The following is a 23,474-nucleotide window of genomic DNA, read 5'->3' on the forward strand; positions in this document are numbered from 1 at the left end:
CTCGTTCAGGTTGAGAAGGTATAAGGAGTAACCGATGACAACCCAATATGGATTTTTTATTGACTCCAGTCGTTGCACCGGTTGCAAAACCTGCGAACTGGCCTGCAAAGACTACAAAGATTTAACCCCGGACGTCAGCTTCCGCCGCATCTATGAATATGCGGGCGGCGACTGGCAGGAGGATAACGGCGTCTGGCACCAGAATGTCTTTGCCTACTATCTTTCCATCTCCTGCAACCACTGCGAAGACCCGGCCTGCACGAAAGTGTGCCCGAGTGGCGCGATGCACAAACGCGAGGACGGCTTTGTGGTGGTGGATGAGGACGTCTGCATCGGCTGTCGCTACTGCCATATGGCCTGCCCGTACGGTGCGCCGCAGTACAACGCCGCCAAAGGCCACATGACCAAATGCGACGGTTGTCATGACCGCGTTGCCGACGGCAAAAAACCGATCTGCGTCGAGTCCTGCCCGCTGCGCGCGCTGGACTTTGGCCCGATAGAAGAGCTGCGGAAAAAACATGGCACGCTGGCGGCCGTTGCGCCGCTGCCGGGCGCGCACTTCACCAGACCGAACATTGTGATTAAACCCAACGCCAACAGCCGCCCGACCGGGGATACCACGGGTTATCTGGCAAATCCGAAGGAGGTGTAAGATGGGAAGTGGATGGCATGAATGGCCGCTGATGATCTTCACGGTTTTTGGTCAGTGCGTGGTCGGCGGTTTTATCGTTCTGGCTCTGGCGCTGATGAAAGGCGAGTTGCGTACCGAATCTCAACAGCGAGTACTGACCGGCATGTTTGCTCTGTGGGTGCTAATGGGAATTGGCTTCATCGCGTCTATGCTGCATCTGGGGTCGCCAATGCGCGCCTTCAATTCGCTGAACCGCGTGGGCTCGTCGGCATTGAGTAATGAAATTGCCAGCGGCTCGCTCTTTTTTGCCGTCGGCGGGATCGGCTGGTTACTGGCGGTGCTGAAAAAGCTCTCTCCGGCGCTGCGTAATCTCTGGCTGGTTGTGACGATCGTGCTGGGCGTTATCTTTGTCTGGATGATGGTGCGCGTGTATAACAGCATTGATACCATACCGACCTGGTACAGCATCTGGACGCCGCTGGGCTTCTTCCTGACGCTGTTTATGGGGGGGCCGTTGCTGGGTTATCTGCTGCTGCGTATTGCGGGCGTCGATGGCTGGGCAATGCGTCTGCTGCCCGTAATTTCTGTTCTCGCACTGGTGGTCAGCGCCATTATGTCAGTGATGCAGGGAGCGGAGCTGGCGACGATTCATAGCTCCATCCAGCAGGCTTCTGCGCTCGTACCGGATTATGGTTCGCTGATGGCCTGGCGTATTGTGGTGCTGGTCGTGGCACTGTGCTGCTGGATTGTGCCGCAGTTGAAAGGTTATCAACCTGCGGTTCCGCTGCTGTCGGTGGCGTTTATCCTGCTGCTGGTGGGGGAACTGATTGGTCGCGGCGTATTCTACGGGCTCCATATGACCGTGGGAATGGCGGTGGCGAGTTAATCCATAATATGCCGGATGGCGGCTCGCGCCTTATCAGGCCTACGGATCGTGTAGGCCTGATAAGCGAAGCGCCATCAGACAATATGTCCCTGGTCTTTTACTTCTGCTTAGTTAACGTGTCGTAGCTGGTCATCAGATTGCGATAATCAGGAATGTGATTAGAGAACAGCGTCGCCAGACCTTCGATATCATTACGCCAGTCGCGGTGTAACTCGCACGCCACGCCAAACCATGTCATTAATTGCGCGCCAGCCTGCGACATGCGATCCCAGGCGGAGTGACGGGTAATTTCATTAAAGGTGCCTGACGCATCGGTCACGACAAACACATCGAACCCTTCTTCAATCGCAGAGAGGGCGGGGAAGGCCACGCACACTTCCGTGACAACCCCCGCAATGATGAGCTGCTTCTTACCTGTCGCCTTAACGGCTTTCACGAAATCTTCATTGTCCCACGCGTTGATGTTTCCGGGGCGTGCAATGTAGGGGGCATCGGGGAACTGTGCTTTCAATTCCGGCACCAGCGGCCCGTTTGGCCCCGTTTCGAAACTGGTGGTAAGGATGGTGGGGAGGTTGAAGTATTTGGCTAAATCGCCAAGTGCGAGAACGTTATTTTTGAATTTGTCAGGATCGATGTCCCGTACAAGAGACAGTAGCCCCGCCTGGTGATCAACTAAAAGAACCGCGGCATCATTTTTATCGAGACGAACGTAAGGCTTAGTCATTATCTTCTCCTGATTAGAGTTAGCGTTACATCAAAAGCCATTCCGGTGTGTTGTCTTCCCCAAAAGCATAGACCGGAAAAATGATGTTGCAGGAACCATGAAATTTTTCGACTGAACGAAACGCGGCAGTTTTGTTTTAGGTCAATTAAAACAATAACATGATGTTTATCAGACGCTGCTCTTTCATGCCATGAATCAGTATTTCAAATCGAAGGGCGGGAAAGCGCGTGATGCCGCGATTCGGGTGGATTGACAATGTTTTTGTTGGTGGCATGATGCGCATGAAATTTGAACTTCCTCACGGTTTTTATCCATGTCCATCTATACCCGGCCCGTCATGCTTTTGCTGTGCGGCCTGCTTTTGTTGACCCTGGCGATCGCAGTATTAAACACGCTCGTCCCCTTGTGGCTTGCCCAGGAAAGCCTGGCAACCTGGCAGGTCGGTATGGTCAGTTCGTCCTACTTTACCGGGAATCTGGTTGGGACGTTGCTTACCGGGTATTTAATCAAGCGCCTGGGCTTTAACCGCAGTTACTATATTGCCTCGCTCATTTTTGCGGCGGGTTGCGTAGGGCTGGGCATGATGATTGGTTTCTGGAGCTGGCTGGCCTGGCGCTTTGTTGCCGGCGTGGGCTGCGCCATGATTTGGGTCGTGGTGGAAAGCGCTTTGATGTGCAGCGGAACATCCCGTAATCGTGGGCGGTTACTGGCTGCGTACATGATGGTCTATTACGTGGGAACGTTTTTGGGGCAACTGCTGGTCAGTAAAGTTCCGACAGAATTAATGAGCGTTCTGCCGTGGGTAACCGGCATGATTCTGGCGGGCATTTTGCCGCTGCTCTTTACCCGTATCCTGAACCAGCAGTCGGAAGAACACGATACGACGCCGATTACGTCAATGCTGAGACTGCGTCAGGCGCGGTTAGGTGTAAACGGATGCATTATTTCCGGGATTGTACTGGGATCGCTGTATGGCCTGATGCCGCTATACCTTAATCATCAGGGGATTAGCAATGCGAGCATCGGTTTCTGGATGGCCGTGCTGGTGAGCGCCGGTATTTTAGGCCAATGGCCGATTGGTCGTCTGGCTGATAAGTTTGGTCGTCTTCTGGTGCTGCGTGTACAGGTCTTTGTGGTGATCCTCGGCAGTATTGCCATGCTGACTCAGGCTGCTATGGCGCCCGCCTTATTCATTCTGGGGGCGGCAGGTTTTACGCTCTATCCCGTCGCGATGGCCTGGGCTTGTGAAAAGGTAGAACGTCATCAGCTTGTGGCAATGAACCAGGCGTTGTTGCTCAGCTATACCGTAGGCAGCCTGCTGGGGCCGTCATTTACCGCGATGCTGATGCAGAATTACTCTGATAATCTGTTGTTTATTATGATTGCCAGCGTCTCGTTTGTTTATTTGCTTATGCTGCTGCGCAACGCAGGACATACGCCGACCCCTGTGGCGCACGTTTAATTTATGTGACTCGTCTGGCTAAGCTGGCTGGTCGAAACGCTCAGGTATGAAGAGCGGAATGAAGCTGCGCCAGACGGGTAATACTGGTCAACCGTTGTAAACGCTCCGCTTCATCCAGCCAGCACATCAGTTGTTGAATCCTTTCTATATGTTGCGTGCTGTCGGCGGCGGCAAGGACGATCACCAGCCGTACATTCGGGTGATCCTGGAAGTGTACCGCGTCTTTCAGAGACAAAAGCGACAGATGTGTTCTGGTACTGGCAACGCCTTCTTCCGGGCGGGCATGCGGTAATGCAAACTCAGGGCTTAATATATACCATGGGCCATGTTGTTCTGTTTCGCGGATTATCGCCTGCGCATATTCAGTTGTTATCACCCCTTGTTCTTCCAGTGGTAAGCAGGCCAGTTTTACGGCCTCTTGCCATGTGTCGCATCGTTCATGAAACTGGCTGGCAGAAAATAGTGCATGTACCATTGTTTTCTCCTTTCTCAGAAGGCAGACCGCATCGCGGTCTGCCAGACTGACTATCTGAGTGCGTCGCAGAGTGCCGACGCTGAAATTCCATATTTCTCTTTTAGCTGGCGGCTGTTACCCGATTCTGTAAATGTGTCATGCGTCCCGAGACGAGTCAGGCGTATACCTGACGCTTCCTCTGCCAGCACTTCCGCAACTTGCCCGCCCAGCCCGCCGTTTATCGTATGATTTTCAATTGTTGCGATATGGGGACAATCCGCGATTAACGCCAGGAATCGCTGGCGGTTAAATGGCTTCAGCGTGGCGACATGAATCAGTTTTCCCCGCTTACCCTCGGAACATAACTGCTCATAACCCGCGCTCGCCTGTTCCAGTACGGTGCCTTCGTAGAGAATAGCAAAATCATTACCGGAATCGGCAACGGCTGCGATGTCTGTTACTCGCGGAACGACCGATTTATCGCGAACGGGCATTGGTTCCCGTGCAACGCGGATATAGACGGGGCCATGAATGTTTACTGCCTGTTCAAATGCGGCTTCAACTTCTTCTGCATCGGCAGGCGTCAGAATCGTGATCCCCGGTAGCACGCGCGTTAAGGCCAGATCTTCCAGCGCATGGTGTGATGCGCCGTCCGGACCGTCATCCATGCCAGGATGACTGCCTACTAATTTAATATTCGCTTTTGCATAGCATGCCTGGCGAAGCTGTGTCCATGCGGTGCCGGTAACGAACATCGCGAAGTTAACATAGAACGGAATATTGCCCTCCAGTGCTTGGCCTGTGGCAAAACTCATGGCGGAACCTTCGGCAATGCCCATTTCAAAGAATGCATCAGGCCAGACCTTCTGAAATTGATCCGTGCGGGTGGAACTGGCCAGATCGCTGTCGATCACGACAATCGGATAACCTTTCGCTTTTAGGGTAAGCAGCGCATTACCAATTTCATCGCGTGGTGCTTTCATTACTGTAATTCCTCCATTGCCTGCTGGTATTGCTCTGTATCTGGGGTTTTTGAATGCCAGTCTCCGTTATTTTCCATATAGCTGACGCCACTGCCTTTGGTTGTGTGGGCAATAATCGCCACCGGCTTGCCTTTCAGATGGCGTGATAGCATCAGCGTGTCGGCAACCTGATGCATATCGTTGCCATTTTGCAACTCAAGGACATGCCAGCCAAAATTGCGGATTTTATCGGCCAGCGGCTCAAGGTTGATTACCTCGTTAACAGGATCGTGCGAGGAAAAACCGTTGTAGTCGACGATCGCGACCAGGTTATCCATTCGCATGTGTCCCGCTTGCTGCAATGACTCCCAAATCTGACCTTCGTGCATTTCTCCGTCGCCAATGATGGCGAAGACGCGGTGGGGATCCTGAGCGTGCTTTTTCGCGGCGGCCATACCTAATGCGACCGAGAGCCCCTGGCCTAACAGCCCGGTGGTTGCGTCAACTTCAGGTAGTGATTTCACACTGGGATGACCCTGCAGACGTGAGTTGATCTGACGGAACGAGTTGAATTCGCTGCGGTCAATTTTTCCTTTCTGGAACAACAGAGCGTACTGTGCGGCGACGGCATGGCCTTTGCTCATTACCACCCGAGCGCGAGGAGACTCATCAAGATCAATTTCCTGATGATAAATCCAGGTCAGGATATCAATAATCGAGAGCGCTCCGCCCGGGTGCCCAATGCCGGATTCATAAATCATGGTCACAATATCGCGGCGAGCTGCCAGCGCGTGAGACTTCAGTTTATCAATGTTCATGTTCACTCCTTATCAGGGCAGCATTTTGCCGATGTAATACACCACCAGCCCAAGAGCAACGAAATCGGTTTCCGGGAAGCTGGTGCCAGAAAGGCCTACGGATTCCATAATGGGGTAGATCAGTGCGGGGCCGATGCCGATGAGAATGCCGGTAATAAAGCTGCCCGCCACGGCACCTTTCCATCCCCCGGAGGCGTTACCAAAAACGGCTGCCGTTGCCCCAATAAAGAAATAAGGAATGGCTACGGGGATGATGACCGTCTGACCAATCAACGCGAGTATGCCCATTACCACCAACCCACCAACAAATGAGGAGATAAAGCCGAGGACGGTAGCGGTTGGTGCATAGGGGAATACCACCGGACAGTCGAGTGCTGGTTTGGCGTTTGGAATGAACTTCTCTGAGATCCCCAGAAACGCCGGGACGATCTCAGACAGCAACAGTCGCACCCCGGTAATGATGATGTAGAGTGAAGCGGTAAAAGTCAGGGATTGAAATAACGGATAGACCAGCCAATGCATTCCGCCTGCTACGGCCGTCACGGCGGTTTTCCCGGCAGCCAGCGCGGCGATGTAATAGAAAATGCTGACCGAAATGGATACGGAGACAATGTAGTCTTTAAAGATCCCCAGCCATCCGGGCAGATTCAACTTTTCCGTTGACTCTTTAGGGTCGCCGACTTTCGAGCCAATCCATCCCGAAGCGGCGTAGGCCAGCGTGACGTAGTGGCCCATAGCGATTTCATCATTGCCGGTGATCTTGCGCATCCACGGTTGGGCGATGGCCGGATAGATGCAGGCAGCTAGCCCTAACAGTACAGAACCCACAATAATCGTCGTACCATCACTGTAACCCAGAGCTTTTAGCGTTACAGTAAGCAGAGCGGAGAGGTACAGATTATGCTGACCGGTTAAAAAGATATATTTAAATGGTGTAAAACGGGCAAAAAACAGATTCCAGCCAAAACCGATAACCATAATCAGTGAAACACACATGGCGAATTTTGTTTGTGCTAATCCGGTTAGTGCTTCAGCCAGCGGCATCACACCCTTAAGCCCAAATCCGTCGCTGAACAGCGTCTGGAAATTTCCCAGAGAGGTGACGGCCAGTCCGGCACCACCGGCAAAGACCAGAAAGCCGACAATGGTTTTGAACGTGCCGGATAATACTTTCTCAATCGGCTTACGTTGAATTAACAGGCCGATTAATGCAATAAATCCAACTAAAAGTGGGGTTACACCCAGAATGTCGAATACAATAAACCTGAGGAGATCCATATTGCCTCCGGAAGAGGTTAGTTGTCCTGAATTACGCTGGTGAGCGCGGTTTCCATTTCTTCGCTATTCATCAAGTCGGTTATACCGATAGCTCTGAATCCGGCAGCTTCAATTTCATCGGTGAGGTCGCGCATGGTGATAACAAAGTCAATTCCTTGCCAGGTGGCAAGCCCGGACAAGACGTCGTGTTCGAGCTCAATATCCCAGCCATGCTTATCGATGATTTTTTGCGCTTTGATTTTGAGCATCAAGGAACTGCCCATGCCGGTACGACAGACAATAAGACCTTTCATTTGCTTTCTCCTGTTTTGTAAAAATAATTATTTTCCATTGCGTGTAATGTGAAAAAAATTATTATCTTAAGCTAAGCAGAAAGATGTGATTGTGTTTGCATTTTGAGCAAAAAGGCGAAAAATGAGCCAAATTAATACTAACTTACTGATAAATATTAGAAATGAAGCTGCCGGGCTCAGTCCGATCCTGGAGAAAGTGGGCCGTTTTGTGACGGAAAATCCTGACTTTGTGATGCGGCACACTATTACTGAGTTGGCCGATTCTATTGAAACCAGTGAAGGAAGTATTACGCGCTTTTGTCGCGCGTTTGGCTTTAAAGGCTTTTCTGATTTCAGAACTGCACTGGCGCTGGAGCAGGGGGCCGCGCGCCCTGAAGAACAAGGTAATGAGGAGATATCCTCTGTGATGGCGAGTATCCGCGACAGTCATGCCATTATTAATACTCAGGAGCTACAGGCTGCGGCTGCGTGGCTTAACCAGGTCAATAATGTGGCGATTTACGCTGTCGGTACGGCGGTACCTGTCGCGCTGTTTTTGCAGATGAACCTGATCAAAATGGGCAAAGCTGCGAGTTTTGTCGATCGTTTTTATCTCACAACCTCATCCATGATGGTTGAACCGCAGAGCCAGGGAATTATTGTGGTGCACACCGAGCAGACGTCGGCAGATATGATGCAGGCTCTGGCATTGGCAAAACAACATAGCGCGCGGATTCTTTCGCTGACGCGGGGCACTTTTGCGCCGCTTAGCCGTCTTTCTGACTGGAACTTACAAGCCGCCGTGGCGCTGAAAGGGGAAGGTGAGTATGGTTTTGCCGAGATTGCCGGTGCGATGATGGTCGCAGATAAATTGCTGAATGCGCTGGAAGAACAGGATGAACGCTATGCGGAATGTCGCAAAGCGCATCAGAAGAGTATTTTCTCGATTGAGAGCGTAGCGAACAAGCTATCGGAATATTTTATGTCGTAGTTCGCTTCTTGAATAATGACGGAGATCTGGCCTGTCGTCTGTAGGCCGGATAAGACGCTTTCGCGTCGCCATCCGGCGATACCGACAAAATAACTCAGTACATCACTTTATGACCGTACTGCTCAAGAATACCTTTTACGCGCTCCATGGTTTCTTTCTTCGGCGGTTTAACGCCATCAAGCTTGTATTCTTCGCCCATTGCGACCCATTTGTGTTTGCCTAACTCGTGATAGGGCAGCAGTTCGATTTTTTCAACGTTGCCCATATCGCGGGTAAACTCGCCCAGGCGGTGTGCGGAGTCGTCATCGTCAGACCAGCCCGGCACCACAACGTAGCGAATCCAGGTCTTAATGCCCTTTGCAGAGATGTATTTGGCGAACTCCAGCGTGCGATGGTTGGATACGCCAACCAGATTCTGATGAATCTCGTCATTCATCTGCTTCAGGTCAAGCATCACCAGGTCGGTGACTTCCAGCAGTTCATCAATGACCGGATCGTAGCGGCGAACAAAGCCGTTGGTATCAAGACAGGTATGGATGCTTTCTTTCTTACAGGCGCGGAACCAGTCGCGAACAAACTCAGCCTGTAAGATCGCTTCGCCGCCGGAAGCCGTTACGCCGCCGCCGGATGCGTTCATAAAGTGGCGGTAGGTGACGACCTCTTTCATCAGATCTTCAACGGTAACTTCTTTGCCGCCATGCGTATCCCAGGTGTCGCGGTTATGGCAATACAGGCATCGCATCAGACAGCCCTGGAAGAACGTAATAAAGCGGATACCTGGGCCGTCAACAGTGCCACAGGATTCAAAGGAGTGAATGCGACCAATAACTGACATTGCGGTGTTTCTCCAGATGTGGCCCATCCGGGGCCGTGTTAGTGCACAGTTATTAACTGTGTCGAGTCTGTTTTGGCAGTCATCCATTGAGTATAGATAGCTGGCGAAAGAGACTTAGTTGTTAAAAAGGCCCCACTTACGTGGAGCCTTTATTGTACGCTTTTTACAGTACGATTTCAGTCAAAACCCAATTACATGGTCTGAGTGAAGGTACGAGTAATAACGTCCTGCTGTTGTTCTTTAGTCAGGGAGTTAAAACGTACTGCGTAACCTGATACACGGATGGTCAGCTGCGGATATTTTTCCGGGTGTTCCATCGCGTCCAGCAGCATTTCACGGTTCATCACGTTCACGTTCAGGTGCTGACCACCTTCGATGGACGCTTCGTGGTGGAAGTAACCATCCATCAGACCCGCCAGGTTGGTTTTACGTATTTCGTCGTCTTTACCCAGTGCATTCGGAACGATAGAGAAGGTGTAAGAGATACCATCTTTAGCGTAAGCAAACGGCAGTTTTGCAACGGAGGTCAGAGAGGCAACAGCACCTTTCTGGTCACGGCCGTGCATTGGGTTAGCACCTGGTCCGAACGGCGCGCCAGCACGACGACCGTCTGGGGTGTTACCGGTTTTCTTACCATACACAACGTTAGAAGTGATGGTCAGAACAGACTGAGTCGGGATAGCGCCACGGTAAGTGGTCAGTTTCTGAATTTTCTTCATGAAACGTTCTACCAGGTCAACCGCCATGTCATCAACGCGAGAGTCGTTGTTACCAAACTGCGGGTATTCGCCTTCGATTTCGAAGTCTACAGCCAGGCCGTCTTCGTCACGAATCGGTTTAACTTTCGCATATTTGATTGCAGACAGGGAGTCAGCAGCAACGGACAGACCTGCGATACCACACGCCATGGTGCGGATAACGTCACGGTCGTGCAGCGCCATCAGAGAGGCTTCGTAGCTGTACTTGTCGTGCATGTAGTGGATCACGTTCAGCGCGGTGACATACTGTTTAGCCAGCCAGTCCATGAAGTGATCCATGCGGTCCATCACTTCGTCGAAGTTCAGAACGTCGCCTTTGATCGGTTCAGATTTAGGACCAACCTGCATTTTCAGTTTTTCATCAACGCCGCCGTTGATTGCGTACAGCATGGTTTTCGCCAGGTTTGCACGCGCACCGAAGAACTGCATTTGTTTACCAACAACCATCGGGCTTACGCAGCAAGCAATAGCGTAGTCATCGTTGTTGAAGTCTGGACGCATCAGGTCATCGTTCTCGTATTGCAGAGAAGAGGTGTCGATGGACACTTTAGCGGCGAATTTCTTGAAGTTCAGCGGCAGTTTTTCAGACCACAGAACGGTGATGTTCGGCTCAGGAGACGGACCCATGGTGTACAGGGTGTTCAGGAAGCGGAAGCTGTTTTTGGTAACCAGAGTACGGCCGTCAACGCCCATACCGCCGATAGATTCAGTTGCCCAAATCGGGTCGCCAGAGAACAGTTCATCGTATTCCGGCGTACGCAGGAAGCGAACCATACGCAGTTTCATGACCAGGTGGTCAATCATTTCCTGTGCGTCTTGTTCGGTGATTTTGCCTGCTTTGATATCACGTTCGATGTACGCATCCAGGAAGGTGGATACGCGACCGAAGGACATTGCTGCGCCGTTCTGAGACTTAACAGCGGCCAAGTAGCCGAAGTAGGTCCACTGGATAGCTTCCTGAGCGTTGGTAGCCGGACCAGAGATATCGCAGCCGTATTTAGCCGCCATCTCTTTGATCTGACCCAGCGCGCGGTGCTGTTCAGCAATTTCTTCACGCAGACGGATAGTCGCTTCCAGGTTTACGCCGTTTTCCAGGTCAGACTGCAAAGAGACGAACTGGGCGTATTTGTCTTTCATCAGGAAGTCGATACCGTACAGCGCAACGCGACGGTAGTCACCGATGATACGGCCACGGCCATACGCATCCGGCAGACCAGTCAGAACACCGGATTTACGGCAGTTCAGAATGTCTTTGGTATAAACATCGAATACGCCCTGGTTGTGGGTTTTGCGGTATTCGGTGAAGATTTTTTTCAGCATCGGGTCCAGCTCGCGATTGTACGCTTTGCAGGAACCTTCAACCATTTTGATACCACCGAACGGGATGATCGCACGTTTCAGCGGAGCTTCAGTTTGCAGACCAACGATTTTCTCAAGCGCTTTATTGATGTAGCCAGCGTCGTGAGAAGTGATGGTAGAAGCAACGGAGGTGTCAAAGTCAACAGGCGCGTGAGTGCGGTTTTCCTGTTTAACGCCTTCCATTACGCTGTCCCACAGTGCAGTGGTCGCATTCGTCGCGCCAGCCAGGAAGGACTCATCACCCTCGTACGGAGTGTAGTTTTTCTGAATGAAGTCACGGACGTTTACTTCATTCTGCCAGTCACCTTTGGTAAAACCTTCCCAGGCTGTGGCTAACTTTTCATTAAGCTCGGACATGTAACACCTACCTTCTTAAGTGGATTTTTTATTTACTGCGTATAACGCTCATCAGCAATGATGATCGTCGCCACGCAGGTAAATGACCCAGTATGTCAACCCGACCAATAAACCGCCGCCGATAATGTTACCGATTGTGACCGGAATCAGGTTATCGGTGATGAAATTCATCACGGTCAGGTGAGAAAAACTTTCCGGACTGGAGCCCACTGCGGCCCAGAATTCCGGTGTGGCGAAGTCACGGATTACAATCCCCATCGGAATCATAAACATGTTTGCGATGCTGTGCTCAAAACCGCTGGCAACAAACATGGCGACGGGCAATACCATGATAAACGCTTTGTCCATCAGGCTACGACCCGAGTAGCTCATCCACACGGCCAGGCAAACCATCAGGTTAGCCAGGATACCCAGGCAGACAGCTTCAATAAAAGTATGATGCATCTTGTGGTCGGCGGTTTGCAGGACGTTAAGCCCCCATCCGCCGTTGGCGGTCATATACTCGCCGGAAAGCCACATCAACAACACAAAGAGCAGACAACCGATCAGGTTACCAAAATAAACGTTGAGCCAGTTTTTTGCCAGTTGGCCCCATGTGATTCGGCCGCTCGCTTTCGCGACAACAATCAGCACTGTTGATGTGAAAAGATCTGCGCCGCAGATAACACAGAGAATCAGCCCCAGCGAGAAGCAGATGCCTCCAACCAGTTTCGCCATACCAAAAGGCATTGTGCCTGTACCGGTTGTGGCGGTGATATAGAAAACAAAGGCAATGGAAATGAACACACCCGCGGTAATCGCCAGATAGAAAGTCTTCAGCGGATGTTTCGTTGCTTTATAGACACCTGCCTCTTCGGCCACTTTGGCCATTGCAGCAGGGAGTAATAGATCAAAAGGGTTGTCAGCTTTCACACTAACTCTCTCTTTATTAAGTCGGCGACGAGATACTAACAAAGCATTATAGATGAGAATTTGATATAGATCATATCTCGCCTGGCTTATAGGCCCGCAAGATGCGTGGTTTTTACGCGATTGCGGTGTAAATATTTGATTATCCAAATAAAAATAAATTTTAAAAATTATAAAGTGAGTTGAATTTTTTCGCTGAGCCTCCCCGATGGCAGTTAATTAAAATGGAGTAATTGGCAAATAAAGTAACACCAGCACATTAATATTTGTAATATCAACTACCAATATTTAACCTTGTTATTACATTTATTTTCGTTTGCCAAAAAAATAAAAAAACAGGGCGCATAAAGCGCCCCGTAATATAGCTCAGTCGATTGTTTAAACCTACCTACAGTAGGTTATTCGCTTCTATTTTGACCAGTGAGCGGCCTTGGCGCGCTGCAATTTCTCATAGGCTTTCAGCAGAGACTGATGTGATGCGAAAGCATGCAGATCGCTATCAACCGCTTGCAGCCCATAAAATGCCGCTTCGCCGCTCAGTGCCGCGCTGGCCGCTTCAACAGCTTCGGCGCCATACATCCGAACGAAAGCATTCAGGTATTGCAGTGGTTCGCGGTCTTCTTCCTGCGCCAGAAGCAGCAGCGTTTGCAGACAGCGGTAGTAGTTCGCACGTTCAGCGCTAAAGATGGAGGCGTTGAATTCCATCGTCCACTCTGTCCAGATCAGCGCCTGCTCCAGATCGCCGCCAGCCAGCGCCAGCATTGCTTTAAGCTCACCGATGCGCAGGGTATACCAGCCATTATCCGGGCCTGTCGCCAGACCAAGTAACTCGCGCACGCGGGTAAAGTCATCAAAGCCTTCTTCATCTAATTGTTCAATCAGATTGAGGTAAGCCTCTTTCTCCCATGCGCTGCCCGGCAGGGCGAGGAGGGTTTCGCGCAGATGGCTTCCCATGCTGTTGTTGGCGAGCCACAGATCTTCTGCCGGATAAATATCAGACATGCCCGGCACAATAATGCGGCAGGCATAAACGCCGAGGTGCTCATAGTCGGCAATATAGACCTCTTTATCTTCCGCATTGAAGATTGCCATCAGCGTGGCGAACTCTTCTTCCGTGGTGCCGGAGAAACTCCAGTCAGCAAACGGATAGTCGGCATCCTGCTTGAACAGATCCCAGGAGATCAAACCGCTGGAGTCAATGAAGTGCGTCTCAAGGTTAGTATGTTCAGCCACTTCTTCGTCGTCGAACGTTGGCGGGGTAAAGACATCAAGATCTTTCAGCCCACGGCCCTGCAACAGCTCGGTGACGGTACGCTCCAGCGCAACGCCGAAATCAGGATGCGCGCCGAAGGAGGCGAAGCAGGTGCCGTTGGCCGGGTTGAACAGGACGACGCAGATAACCGGATACTGACCGCCCAGCGAGCCGTCATAAGCGAAGATTGGGAAACCTTCCGCCTCCAGCTTAGCGATGGCCTCTACCACTGCCGGGTAGCGTGCCAGCACATCGGCTGGAATTTCCGGCAGGCTAATGCTTTCGGCGATGATGCGGTTTTTAACATGACGTTCGAACACTTCAGACAAACCCTGCACACGCGCTTCGTTGCGGGTGTTACCGGCCGACATTCCGTTGGAAACGTACAGGTTGCCGATAATGTTCATCGGAATATACACGGTGTGATTATCAGACTGGCGGGTAAACGGCAGGCCGCAGATACCGCGATCTTCGTTACCGGATTGCAGATCGATAAGCATGCTTCCGGCCAGCTCGTTTTCCGGGTCGTAGAACGCGCGCAGACGGTCATCCAGTAACCCTTCCGGCAGGGCGTCGTCATCGGTTAGCGGGAACCATTTTTCATTCGGATAATGCACGAACGGGCCATTGGCGATGGTTTCACCCAGCCAGAAATCGGCGAAGAAATAGTTGGTGGACAGACGCTCAAAATATTCACCCAGCGCGGAAGCCAGCGCGGCTTTTTTGGTTGCGCCTTTGCCGTTGGTAAAGCACAACGCGCACTCTTTGTCGCGAATATGCACCGACCAGACGTGAGGCACCGGATTCAGCCAGGAGGCCTCTTCAATATGAAAACCGAGGTCGAGCAGTTTTTGCTGGAAGCGAGCGATGGAATCTTCCAGGGCGGCGTCTTTGCCGGGGATAAATGTTTGCGTCATGAAAATCACTTTTGTCGTACGGAAAGCGCGCAATGATACGGGTTTTATGTTGACGGCGCTATCGCCGCCGCCCCGGCAGCGTAAATAAAAGTGCGTAGTAGCGTCGTTCCTGTGAATGCCGGGGATCGTCAATGACGCCCGCGCGGCGCAAATCCAGAATGGTCGAAGGCCAGCCGGGTAAAACGGGCTACCTGACAGCGAATCTATCGGTTTTATGTCGTCAATCCGATAGATTCTGTTGTGTGACGTAGCGCGCATTTTTGGCCTGATGAGTTTTACCCATTGCGGCGCGTGTCACTGAATGATAAAACCGATATCCACAGGAATAACTTATACCCAATATCCGTCGTCCTGCCTTGCGCAGACGTCCGGGTGTTGAGGCGATAATAACGCAACGTGGTGAGGGGAAATGGCTCAGGTCTTCAATTTTAGTTCAGGTCCGGCAATGCTACCGGCGGAAGTGCTTAAACTGGCTCAACAGGATCTGCGTGACTGGCACGGTCTTGGCACGTCAGTAATGGAAATTAGCCACCGTGGCAAAGAATTTATCCAGGTCGCAGAGGAAGCGGAACAGGATTTTCGCGATCTCCTCAGCATCCCCTCCAACTACAAAGTATTGTTCTGCCACGGCGGCGGCCGTGGGCAGTTTGCGGCAATTCCGTTAAATATTCTGGGCGATAAAACGTCGGCGGATTACGTTGATGCCGGTTACTGGGCGGCCAGCGCCATCAAAGAAGCGAAAAAATACTGTTCGCCAAACGTGATTGACGCCAAAGTCACGGTTGACGGTCTGCGTGCGGTCAAACCGATGAGCGAGTGGCAGCTTTCTGATAACGCCGCTTACGTTCATTATTGCCCGAACGAGACTATCGACGGCATCGCAATTGATGAAACGCCGAATTTTGGTTCGGATGTCGTTGTGGCTGCGGATTTCTCATCCACAATTCTTTCCGCGCCGCTGGATGTGTCGCGTTATGGCGTGATCTACGCCGGGGCGCAGAAAAACATCGGCCCGGCGGGGCTGACAATTGTGATCGTGCGTGAAGATCTGTTAGGTAAAGCGAACATCGCTTGCCCGTCTATCCTTGATTACACCGTGCTGAACGACAACGACTCGATGTTCAATACCCCGCCGACCTTTGCCTGGTATCTTTCTGGCCTGGTGTTCAAATGGCTGAAAGCGCAGGGCGGCGTTGCGGCGATGAACAAAATCAATCAGCAAAAAGCGGAACTGCTGTATGGCGTGATTGATAACAGTGATTTCTACCGTAACGATGTGGCGAAATCGAATCGTTCACGTATGAACGTGCCTTTCCAGCTAGCGGACAGCGCGCTTGATAAAGTCTTCCTGGAGGAATCTTTCGCTGCGGGTCTGCATGCGCTGAAAGGTCATCGCGTGGTGGGCGGAATGCGCGCCTCTATCTATAACGCAATGCCGCTTGAAGGCGTGAAGGCGTTGACGGATTTCATGGTCGATTTCGAGCGTCGCCACGGCTAATTCGTTTTCTTTTTTCATCCCCACAGCCAGCCTGTGGGGTTTTTATTTCTGTTTTTGAGAGTTGAGTTTCATGGAATCCCTGACGTTACAACCCATCGCGCGGGTCGATGGCACCATCAATCTGCCTGGCTCCAAGAGTGTTTCGAATCGCGCTTTGTTACTGGCGGCATTAGCAAGCGGCACCACTGTTCTGACAAACCTGCTGGACAGCGATGATGTTCGCCATATGCTGAACGCGCTGAGTGCGTTGGGGGTCAGTTATACCCTTTCCGCCGACCGTACCCGCTGTGAAATTACCGGGCAGGGCGGCGTATTACATGCCGAAGGCGCGCTGGAACTGTTCCTGGGCAATGCGGGAACGGCGATGCGTCCGCTTGCCGCCGCGCTGTGCCTGGGGGCAAATGATATCGTGCTGACCGGTGAGCCTCGCATGAAAGAGCGCCCGATCGGTCATCTGGTCGATGCGCTGCGTCAGGGCGGTGCGAAGATTGATTATCTGGAGCAGGAAAACTATCCGCCTCTGCGTCTGCGCGGCGGTTTTAGCGGCGGTCACGTTGAGGTTGATGGCAGCGTCTCCAGTCAGTTCCTCACCGCGCTGCTGATGACCGCGCCGCTTGCGCCGCAGGATACGACGATCGCAATTAAAGGCGATCTGGTGTCCAAACCGTATATCGACATCACGCTGAACCTGATGAAAACATTCGGCGTTGAGGTTGAGAACCAGAATTACCAGCGTTTTGTGGTGAAAGGGGAGCAGCAGTATCATTCACCGGGTCAATATCTGGTGGAAGGCGACGCGTCATCCGCTTCTTATTTCCTTGCCGCTGGCGCCATTAAAGGCGGAACGGTAAAAGTGACGGGGATTGGCCGCAACAGTATGCAGGGCGATATCCGCTTTGCCGATGTACTGGAGAAGATGGGCGCCACCATCACCTGGGGCGATGACTTCATTGCCTGTACGCGCGGTGAACTGAACGCTGTGGATATGGACATGAACCATATCCCGGATGCGGCGATGACCATCGCCACGGCGGCGTTGTTTGCTAAAGGCACCACCACGCTGCGTAATATCTATAACTGGCGTGTAAAAGAGACTGACCGCCTGTTTGCGATGGCGACGGAACTGCGTAAAGTCGGCGCTGAAGTAGAAGAGGGGCATGATTTCATTCGTATCACGCCACCGGCTCAGTTGCAGTTTGCCGAAATCGGCACCTATAACGATCACCGTATGGCGATGTGTTTCTCGCTGGTTGCGTTGTCGGATACGCCGGTGACGATTCTCGATCCGAAATGTACCGCTAAAACCTTCCCGGATTACTTCGAACAACTGGCGCGTATTAGTACGCCTGCCTGATAAAAGTAAAACATTGTCATCTTTTGGGCTGGCTCTTCGCCAGCCCGCTATAATTGCGCAAATCTTCCTCATCTGATGACAGACAAAATGGGTTTTTGCATACAAAGATAACGATTGTGAGCGTTGGCGCGTATAATGCGCGGCGTTCACGTTAACGGTATGCCTGTTTAAGGAGAAAAAGATGACGGCAATTGCCCCGGTAATTACCATTGATGGCCCAAGCGGTGCAGGTAAAGGCACCTTGTGCAAGGCAATGGCGGAAGCATTGCAATGGCATCTGCTGGACTCGGGCGCGATTTATCGTGTACTGGCGCTGGCGGCCTTACATCATCATGTTGATGTCACCTCTGAAGACGCTCTTGTACCGCTTGCGTCTCATCTGGATGTTCGTTTTGTCTCAACCAATGGCAATCTGGAAGTCATTCTGGAAGGGGAAGATGTGAGCGGGGAAATCCGCACGCAAGAAGTCGCGAACGCGGCATCTCAGGTCGCTGCGTTCCCGCGCGTGCGCGAAGCGCTTTTGCGCCGCCAGCGTGCGTTTCGCGATGCGCCAGGGTTGATTGCCGATGGCCGCGACATGGGAACGGTGGTATTCCCTGATGCGCCAGTAAAAATTTTCCTGGATGCGTCTTCTGAAGAACGCGCTCACCGCCGTATGCTACAGTTGCAGGAGAAGGGCTTTAGTGTTAACTTTGAACGCCTTTTGGCCGAGATAAAGGAACGTGACGACCGCGATCGTAATCGCGCTGTCGCGCCGCTGGTTCCTGCTGCCGATGCTTTAGTTCTGGATTCTACCCGATTAAGCATTGAGCAAGTGATTGAAAAAGCGTTACAATACGCGCGCCAAAAACTGGCACTCGCTTAAGTGCGACCGAATTTGTAGTACCCCCGCTGCAATGGATTGACAGTGGGTATGTGAAACAACCCCATCCGGCATGGAGCCAGGTGGACGTTAAATATGAAACCTGAAGATTAAACATGACTGAATCTTTTGCTCAACTCTTTGAAGAGTCCTTAAAAGAAATCGAAACCCGCCCGGGTTCCATCGTTCGCGGCGTTGTTGTTGCTATTGATAAAGATATCGTACTGGTTGACGCTGGTCTGAAATCTGAATCCGCCATTCCGGCTGAGCAGTTCAAAAACGCCCAGGGCGAACTGGAAATCCAGGTTGGCGACGAAGTTGACGTTGCTCTGGATGCAGTAGAAGACGGCTTCGGCGAAACCCTGCTGTCCCGTGAAAAAGCGAAACGTCACGAAGCCTGGATCACGCTGGAAAAAGCTTACGAAGATGCTGAAACTGTTACCGGTGTTATCAACGGCAAAGTTAAGGGCGGCTTCACTGTTGAGCTGAACGGTATTCGTGCGTTCCTGCCAGGTTCCCTGGTAGACGTTCGTCCGGTGCGCGACACGCTGCACCTGGAAGGCAAAGAGCTTGAATTCAAAGTCATCAAGCTGGATCAGAAGCGCAACAACGTTGTTGTTTCCCGTCGTGCCGTTATCGAATCCGAAAACAGCGCAGAACGCGATCAGCTGCTGGAAAACCTGCAAGAAGGCATGGAAGTTAAAGGTATCGTTAAGAACCTCACTGACTACGGTGCATTCGTTGATCTGGGTGGCGTTGACGGCCTGCTGCACATCACCGACATGGCATGGAAACGCGTTAAGCATCCGAGCGAAATCGTAAACGTTGGCGACGAAATCACTGTTAAAGTGCTGAAGTTCGACCGCGAGCGTACTCGTGTATCTCTGGGCCTGAAACAGCTGGGCGAAGATCCGTGGGTAGCTATCGCTAAGCGTTATCCAGAAGGTACCAAACTGACTGGTCGCGTGACCAACCTGACCGACTACGGCTGCTTCGTTGAAATCGAAGAAGGCGTTGAAGGCCTGGTTCACGTTTCCGAAATGGATTGGACCAACAAAAACATCCACCCGTCCAAAGTTGTTAACGTTGGCGATGTAGTGGAAGTTATGGTTCTGGATATCGACGAAGAACGTCGTCGTATCTCCCTGGGTCTGAAACAGTGCAAATCCAACCCGTGGCAGCAGTTTGCGGAAACCCACAACAAGGGCGACCGTGTTGAAGGTAAAATCAAGTCTATCACTGACTTCGGTATCTTCATCGGCCTGGACGGCGGCATCGACGGCCTGGTTCACCTGTCTGACATCTCCTGGAACGTTGCAGGCGAAGAAGCAGTTCGTGAATACAAAAAAGGCGACGAAATCGCAGCAGTTGTTCTGCAAGTTGACGCAGAGCGTGAGCGTATCTCCTTGGGCGTTAAACAGCTCGCAGAAGATCCGTTCAACAACTGGGTTGCTCTGAACAAGAAAGGCGCTATCGTAACCGGTAAAGTCACTGCTGTTGACGCTAAAGGCGCAACCGTAGAACTGGCTGACGGCGTTGAAGGTTACCTGCGTGCTTCTGAAGCATCCCGTGACCGCGTTGAAGATGCGACTCTGGTTCTGAGCGTTGGCGACGAAGTTGAAGCTAAATTCACCGGCGTTGATCGTAAAAACCGCGCAATCAGCCTGTCTGTTCGTGCGAAAGACGAAGCTGACGAGAAAGATGCAATCGCAACTGTTAACAAACAGGAAGATGCAAACTTCTCCAACAACGCAATGGCTGAAGCTTTCAAAGCAGCTAAAGGCGAGTAATTCTCTGAAACTTCGGGTGTTTTATCCCGAAGTTTGATGAGTTTACTTGACAGATTACAAGATTCGTCCTGTAATCAAGCACTAAGGGCGGCTACGGCCGCCCTTAATCAATGCAATAACAGCAGCAGCCAATTTGCTTACAGGAACCGGAGGAATCATGACCAAGTCAGAATTGATTGAAAGACTTGCAACCCAGCAATCTCACATTCCCGCGAAAGCGGTTGAAGATGCAGTAAAAGAGATGCTGGAACATATGGCCTCGACTCTTGCGCAGGGCGAGCGTATTGAAATCCGCGGTTTCGGCAGCTTTTCTTTGCACTACCGCGCACCTCGTACCGGACGTAACCCGAAGACTGGCGATAAAGTAGAACTGGAAGGAAAGTATGTTCCGCACTTTAAGCCGGGTAAAGAACTGCGCGATCGCGCCAATATTTACGGTTAAGTTTTAACGAAAAACTTGATCCAGAAAAAAGCACCGTTCAGGTGCTTTTTTCATTTCTGCATTCCGACCGGAAAAGAGACTTTAACGCCACCATCTGGCATAAACCTACGCCTGATGGCGCTACGCTTATCAGGCCTACAGGTATGCTCCCGTGACTCAGTAGGCCGGATAAGACGCTTCGGCGTCGCCATCCGGCACAAAGCAGCGCCTGATGGCGCTACATTCATCAGATCTACAGATACGTGCTCGTAGGCGTAACTGGAAAGCCTCTCGCATTTTTATGTGCATCTTGCATTCCTAACGTGAAAACCACGGAACTTGCGCCGAATAACCACAAATTGTCGCCAGACAAACGTTAGCTAAATCTGCACACTTCCTGTAACAGGGAGGTGTCTATGAAAATAACAACGGTCAGCGTGTGTGCATTATGCGGAATTCTTCCGCTAATACTCTTACCTGTACTTCCCGGTTCGTTGTGTCTCATTGGCATATTTTGTTTTGCCTGCGCGCTGTCCTTTGTTCCATATAAATATACGCAGTACGCCAGCTTGACCCTGCTGTTTTTTCTCTGGGGAATACTTGCTGCAAAGCAAGCCGTCTGGCCGGGTAATACCTTGCCTGGCGCAACACAAGAAGCCGTGGTGCAAATTACGGCGACCGATCATGCCACCACACATTACGGGCAAATTACCCATGTACAGGGGAAACGCCTGTTTCCCTCGGTGGGCGTTGTTCTTTATGGACAATATTTGCCCGGCGAGGTGTGTGCAGGTCAACGTTGGGCGATGAAACTAAAAGTCCGTGCCGTGCATGGTCAGCTTAATGAGGGGGGATTTGATAGCCAGCGTTATGCGCTCACGCAACATCAGCCTCTGAGCGGCCGGTTTCTGCATGCGACGGTCATTGAATCGTCATGTAGTTTACGCGCGCGTTATCTTGCTTCCCTCAATATCACGCTGGCGCGCTACCCCTGGCAGCAGGTTATCCTGGCATTAGGCATGGGCGAGCGTTTATCAGTATCGCAAGATGTCAAAAATATTATGCGCGATACTGGTACGGCGCACCTGATGGCCATTTCAGGGTTGCATATCGCCTTTGCCGCACTGCTGGCGGGAGGATTGATTCGTGGCGCGCAATTTTTACTTCCCACCCGGTGGATTCACTGGCAAACGCCGTTAGTGGGAGGGATTGTGTGCGTGACGTTTTACGCCTGGCTCACGGGGTTACAACCCCCCGCGTTGCGTACGGTTGTGGCGCTGGCGGCGTGGGGATTACTGAAGCTGAGCGGTCGGCAATGGAGCGGTTGGGAGGTCTGGTTCTGCTGTCTGGCGGCAATAGTGATTGCCGATCCGATTGCTGTTCTGTCGCAAAGTCTGTGGCTTTCGGCCTTTGCCGTCGCAGCGCTTATTTTCTGGTATCAGTGGTTTCCTGTACCGGCCTGGGCGTTGCCTCGGGCAGGGAAAGTCGTGTTGGATCTCGTTCACTTACAGTTGGGCATTACGCTTCTGCTCTTACCTGTGCAAATAGCGCTTTTTCATGGCGTAAGTGTGACCTCTTTTCTGGCGAATCTGTTTGCTGTTCCTTTGGTTACATTTATCTCTGTACCACTGATACTGGCGGGAATGATCGGCCATTTGACCGGTCCGCTGATGGCTGAAGAAGGCCTCTGGGCGCTGGCTGACGCCTCTCTGGACGTGTTGTTCCGGGCGCTGAAAAGTCTGCCGGAAGGGTGGATTAATATTGATTATCGCTGGCAATACCTGTCTTTGGCTCCTTGGTTAACGCTTATGGCATGGCGATTGAATGCCTGGCGAACTTACCCGGTGATCTGTTTGTCTGGCGTGTTGCTGTTGAGCTGGCCGTTATGGCGTACGCCGCGCACGGAGGCGTGGCAGGTTCATATGCTGGATGTCGGACAGGGGCTGGCGATGGTTATCGCGCATAATGGGAAAGCGATACTTTATGATACGGGACGCGCCTGGCCGGATGGCGATAGCGCACAGCAGCTCATCATTCCCTGGCTACGTTGGCACAATCTGGAACCTGAGGGGATTATCCTGAGCCATGAACATCTGGATCATCGGGGTGGCCTGTCATCATTACAGAAGACGTGGCCTTCGCTCTGGATACGAAGCCCATTAGGCTGGAAGGGCCATCTGCCGTGCTTTCGTGCGGAGCAGTGGACGTGGCAGGGGCTATCCTTCAGCGCACACTGGCCGATTAAAGGAAACAGGGAAAAGGGCAACAACCATTCCTGCGTGGTTAAAGTGGATGACGGAAAGCAGAGTATTTTGCTGACGGGCGATATTGAATCTCCGGCTGAACAAAAAATGCTAAGTCGTTATTGGCGGCATTTGCAGGCGACAATCATTCAGGTTCCGCATCATGGCAGTAATACATCGTCGTCATTAGCGTTAATTCAACGGGTTGAGGGCCTGGCCGCGCTGGCGTCGGCATCGCGCTACAACGCCTGGCATCTGCCTTCCTGGAAGGTACAACAGCGCTATCAACAACAAGGTTATCAGTGGCTGGATACCCCGCATCAGGGGCAAATTTCGGTGGATTTTTCCCCGCAAGGCTGGCGCATACGAGGTTTACGGGAGCAAATTTTACCTCGTTGGTATCATCAGTGGTTTGGCGTGTCAGAGGATAACGGGTAGAAT

At 51.8% G+C, this 23,474-nt stretch carries 20 protein-coding genes; 10 read left to right on the top strand and 10 right to left on the bottom strand.

Translation table 11 applies throughout. The features are described from left to right. Nucleotides 1-34 precede the first annotated feature (34 nt). The gene (gene dmsB, locus OGX93_RS08435; protein ID WP_012132456.1) at nt 35-652 is read left to right on the top strand and encodes a dimethylsulfoxide reductase iron-sulfur subunit DmsB; all 618 of its coding nucleotides are present in this window, start codon (nt 35-37) and stop codon (nt 650-652) included. A 1-nt stretch (nt 653) separates the two neighbouring features. Then, complete coding sequence (locus OGX93_RS08440; RefSeq protein ID WP_071258122.1) at nt 654-1,517, top strand: dimethyl sulfoxide reductase anchor subunit family protein; 864 nt, start codon at nt 654-656, stop codon at nt 1,515-1,517. Between the two features lie 97 nt (nt 1,518-1,614). Here the strand turns inward: OGX93_RS08440 and ycaC are convergent, their stop codons facing one another. Next, complete coding sequence (ycaC, locus tag OGX93_RS08445; protein ID WP_012133028.1) at nt 1,615-2,241, bottom strand: isochorismate family cysteine hydrolase YcaC; 627 nt, start codon at nt 2,239-2,241, stop codon at nt 1,615-1,617. Between the two features lie 313 nt (nt 2,242-2,554). On the opposite strand from ycaC, the gene OGX93_RS08450 reads away from it, so the two are divergent. Then, complete coding sequence (locus tag OGX93_RS08450; RefSeq protein WP_012133025.1) at nt 2,555-3,703, top strand: MFS transporter; 1,149 nt, start codon at nt 2,555-2,557, stop codon at nt 3,701-3,703. Between the two features lie 40 nt (nt 3,704-3,743). Here OGX93_RS08450 and OGX93_RS08455 read toward each other — a convergent pair whose 3' ends face one another. From OGX93_RS08455 to OGX93_RS08475, 5 genes are read right to left on the bottom strand one after another with little or no spacing between them, the layout of a single operon-like run. Then, nucleotides 3,744-4,178, bottom strand: a complete 435-nt coding sequence (locus OGX93_RS08455; protein ID WP_058668958.1) for a PTS sugar transporter subunit IIA — start codon at nt 4,176-4,178, stop codon at nt 3,744-3,746. Between the two features lie 50 nt (nt 4,179-4,228). After that, nucleotides 4,229-5,140 carry a transketolase family protein gene (locus OGX93_RS08460; RefSeq protein ID WP_058668959.1) on the bottom strand — a complete coding sequence of 304 codons (912 nt, stop codon included), beginning with the start codon at nt 5,138-5,140 and terminating at the stop codon, nt 4,229-4,231. Then, nucleotides 5,140-5,937 carry a transketolase gene (locus OGX93_RS08465; RefSeq protein WP_058668960.1) on the bottom strand — a complete coding sequence of 266 codons (798 nt, stop codon included), beginning with the start codon at nt 5,935-5,937 and terminating at the stop codon, nt 5,140-5,142. Before OGX93_RS08465 ends, OGX93_RS08460 begins: the two co-directional genes overlap by 1 nt. A gap of 12 nt (nt 5,938-5,949) precedes the next feature. After that, nucleotides 5,950-7,215 carry a PTS ascorbate transporter subunit IIC gene (gene ulaA, locus OGX93_RS08470; protein WP_058668961.1) on the bottom strand — a complete coding sequence of 422 codons (1,266 nt, stop codon included), beginning with the start codon at nt 7,213-7,215 and terminating at the stop codon, nt 5,950-5,952. Between the two features lie 17 nt (nt 7,216-7,232). Then, the gene (locus OGX93_RS08475) at nt 7,233-7,508 is read right to left on the bottom strand and encodes a PTS sugar transporter subunit IIB (RefSeq protein WP_058668962.1); all 276 of its coding nucleotides are present in this window, start codon (nt 7,506-7,508) and stop codon (nt 7,233-7,235) included. A gap of 121 nt (nt 7,509-7,629) precedes the next feature. Between OGX93_RS08475 and OGX93_RS08480 the strand changes: the two genes are divergently transcribed. Next, the gene (locus tag OGX93_RS08480; RefSeq protein ID WP_058668963.1) at nt 7,630-8,478 is read left to right on the top strand and encodes a MurR/RpiR family transcriptional regulator; all 849 of its coding nucleotides are present in this window, start codon (nt 7,630-7,632) and stop codon (nt 8,476-8,478) included. Between the two features lie 94 nt (nt 8,479-8,572). Here OGX93_RS08480 and pflA read toward each other — a convergent pair whose 3' ends face one another. From pflA to ycaO, 4 genes are all read right to left on the bottom strand, one after another. Beyond that, nucleotides 8,573-9,313 carry a pyruvate formate lyase 1-activating protein gene (pflA, locus tag OGX93_RS08485; protein WP_024130479.1) on the bottom strand — a complete coding sequence of 247 codons (741 nt, stop codon included), beginning with the start codon at nt 9,311-9,313 and terminating at the stop codon, nt 8,573-8,575. 191 nt (nt 9,314-9,504) lie between these two features. Further along, nucleotides 9,505-11,787 (bottom strand): formate C-acetyltransferase, encoded by a 2,283-nt coding sequence (gene pflB, locus OGX93_RS08490; RefSeq protein ID WP_286449313.1) that lies wholly within the window; start codon nt 11,785-11,787, stop codon nt 9,505-9,507. A gap of 51 nt (nt 11,788-11,838) precedes the next feature. Further along, the gene (gene focA, locus OGX93_RS08495) at nt 11,839-12,699 is read right to left on the bottom strand and encodes a formate transporter FocA (RefSeq protein ID WP_024130478.1); all 861 of its coding nucleotides are present in this window, start codon (nt 12,697-12,699) and stop codon (nt 11,839-11,841) included. A gap of 405 nt (nt 12,700-13,104) precedes the next feature. Further along, nucleotides 13,105-14,865, bottom strand: coding sequence for a 30S ribosomal protein S12 methylthiotransferase accessory factor YcaO (gene ycaO / locus OGX93_RS08500; protein WP_286487802.1), 1,761 nt, complete (start codon nt 14,863-14,865; stop codon nt 13,105-13,107). 409 nt (nt 14,866-15,274) lie between these two features. On the opposite strand from ycaO, the gene serC reads away from it, so the two are divergent. The 6 genes from serC to OGX93_RS08530 all read left to right on the top strand — a co-directional run bounded on the left by serC (nt 15,275) and on the right by OGX93_RS08530 (nt 23,471). Continuing rightward, a complete protein-coding gene (gene serC / locus OGX93_RS08505) occupies nt 15,275-16,363 on the top strand; it encodes a 3-phosphoserine/phosphohydroxythreonine transaminase (RefSeq protein ID WP_012133020.1) in 1,089 nt (362 codons plus the stop codon). A gap of 70 nt (nt 16,364-16,433) precedes the next feature. Next, the gene (gene aroA, locus OGX93_RS08510; protein WP_110494422.1) at nt 16,434-17,717 is read left to right on the top strand and encodes a 3-phosphoshikimate 1-carboxyvinyltransferase; all 1,284 of its coding nucleotides are present in this window, start codon (nt 16,434-16,436) and stop codon (nt 17,715-17,717) included. Nucleotides 17,718-17,898: 181 nt separating this feature from the next. Beyond that, nucleotides 17,899-18,582, top strand: coding sequence for a (d)CMP kinase (gene cmk / locus OGX93_RS08515; RefSeq protein WP_012133018.1), 684 nt, complete (start codon nt 17,899-17,901; stop codon nt 18,580-18,582). A 113-nt stretch (nt 18,583-18,695) separates the two neighbouring features. Then, nucleotides 18,696-20,369 carry a 30S ribosomal protein S1 gene (rpsA, locus tag OGX93_RS08520; RefSeq protein ID WP_012133016.1) on the top strand — a complete coding sequence of 558 codons (1,674 nt, stop codon included), beginning with the start codon at nt 18,696-18,698 and terminating at the stop codon, nt 20,367-20,369. A gap of 157 nt (nt 20,370-20,526) precedes the next feature. Further along, entirely contained in the window at nt 20,527-20,811 is a 285-nt protein-coding gene (gene ihfB / locus OGX93_RS08525) for an integration host factor subunit beta (protein ID WP_000167332.1), read from the top strand. Nucleotides 20,812-21,206: 395 nt separating this feature from the next. Then, entirely contained in the window at nt 21,207-23,471 is a 2,265-nt protein-coding gene (locus tag OGX93_RS08530; RefSeq protein WP_286449311.1) for a ComEC family protein, read from the top strand. Nucleotides 23,472-23,474 lie beyond the last annotated feature (3 nt).

The sequence above is a fragment of the Citrobacter sp. CK195 genome (assembly GCF_030333365.1).
Taxonomy (GTDB): Bacteria; Pseudomonadota; Gammaproteobacteria; order Enterobacterales; family Enterobacteriaceae; genus Citrobacter_B; species Citrobacter_B koseri.

Coding starts and splice junctions, on each gene's coding strand:
- dmsB (WP_012132456.1), top strand. CDS start 35: ATGACAACCCAATATGGATTTTTTATTGACTCCAGTCGTTGCACCGGT.
- OGX93_RS08440 (WP_071258122.1), top strand. CDS start 654: ATGGGAAGTGGATGGCATGAATGGCCGCTGATGATCTTCACGGTTTTT.
- ycaC (WP_012133028.1), bottom strand. CDS start 2,241: ATGACTAAGCCTTACGTTCGTCTCGATAAAAATGATGCCGCGGTTCTT.
- OGX93_RS08450 (WP_012133025.1), top strand. CDS start 2,555: ATGTCCATCTATACCCGGCCCGTCATGCTTTTGCTGTGCGGCCTGCTT.
- OGX93_RS08455 (WP_058668958.1), bottom strand. CDS start 4,178: ATGGTACATGCACTATTTTCTGCCAGCCAGTTTCATGAACGATGCGAC.
- OGX93_RS08460 (WP_058668959.1), bottom strand. CDS start 5,140: ATGAAAGCACCACGCGATGAAATTGGTAATGCGCTGCTTACCCTAAAA.
- OGX93_RS08465 (WP_058668960.1), bottom strand. CDS start 5,937: ATGAACATTGATAAACTGAAGTCTCACGCGCTGGCAGCTCGCCGCGAT.
- ulaA (WP_058668961.1), bottom strand. CDS start 7,215: ATGGATCTCCTCAGGTTTATTGTATTCGACATTCTGGGTGTAACCCCA.
- OGX93_RS08475 (WP_058668962.1), bottom strand. CDS start 7,508: ATGAAAGGTCTTATTGTCTGTCGTACCGGCATGGGCAGTTCCTTGATG.
- OGX93_RS08480 (WP_058668963.1), top strand. CDS start 7,630: ATGAGCCAAATTAATACTAACTTACTGATAAATATTAGAAATGAAGCT.
- pflA (WP_024130479.1), bottom strand. CDS start 9,313: ATGTCAGTTATTGGTCGCATTCACTCCTTTGAATCCTGTGGCACTGTT.
- pflB (WP_286449313.1), bottom strand. CDS start 11,787: ATGTCCGAGCTTAATGAAAAGTTAGCCACAGCCTGGGAAGGTTTTACC.
- ycaO (WP_286487802.1), bottom strand. CDS start 14,865: ATGACGCAAACATTTATCCCCGGCAAAGACGCCGCCCTGGAAGATTCC.
- serC (WP_012133020.1), top strand. CDS start 15,275: ATGGCTCAGGTCTTCAATTTTAGTTCAGGTCCGGCAATGCTACCGGCG.
- aroA (WP_110494422.1), top strand. CDS start 16,434: ATGGAATCCCTGACGTTACAACCCATCGCGCGGGTCGATGGCACCATC.
- cmk (WP_012133018.1), top strand. CDS start 17,899: ATGACGGCAATTGCCCCGGTAATTACCATTGATGGCCCAAGCGGTGCA.
- rpsA (WP_012133016.1), top strand. CDS start 18,696: ATGACTGAATCTTTTGCTCAACTCTTTGAAGAGTCCTTAAAAGAAATC.
- ihfB (WP_000167332.1), top strand. CDS start 20,527: ATGACCAAGTCAGAATTGATTGAAAGACTTGCAACCCAGCAATCTCAC.
- OGX93_RS08530 (WP_286449311.1), top strand. CDS start 21,207: ATGAAAATAACAACGGTCAGCGTGTGTGCATTATGCGGAATTCTTCCG.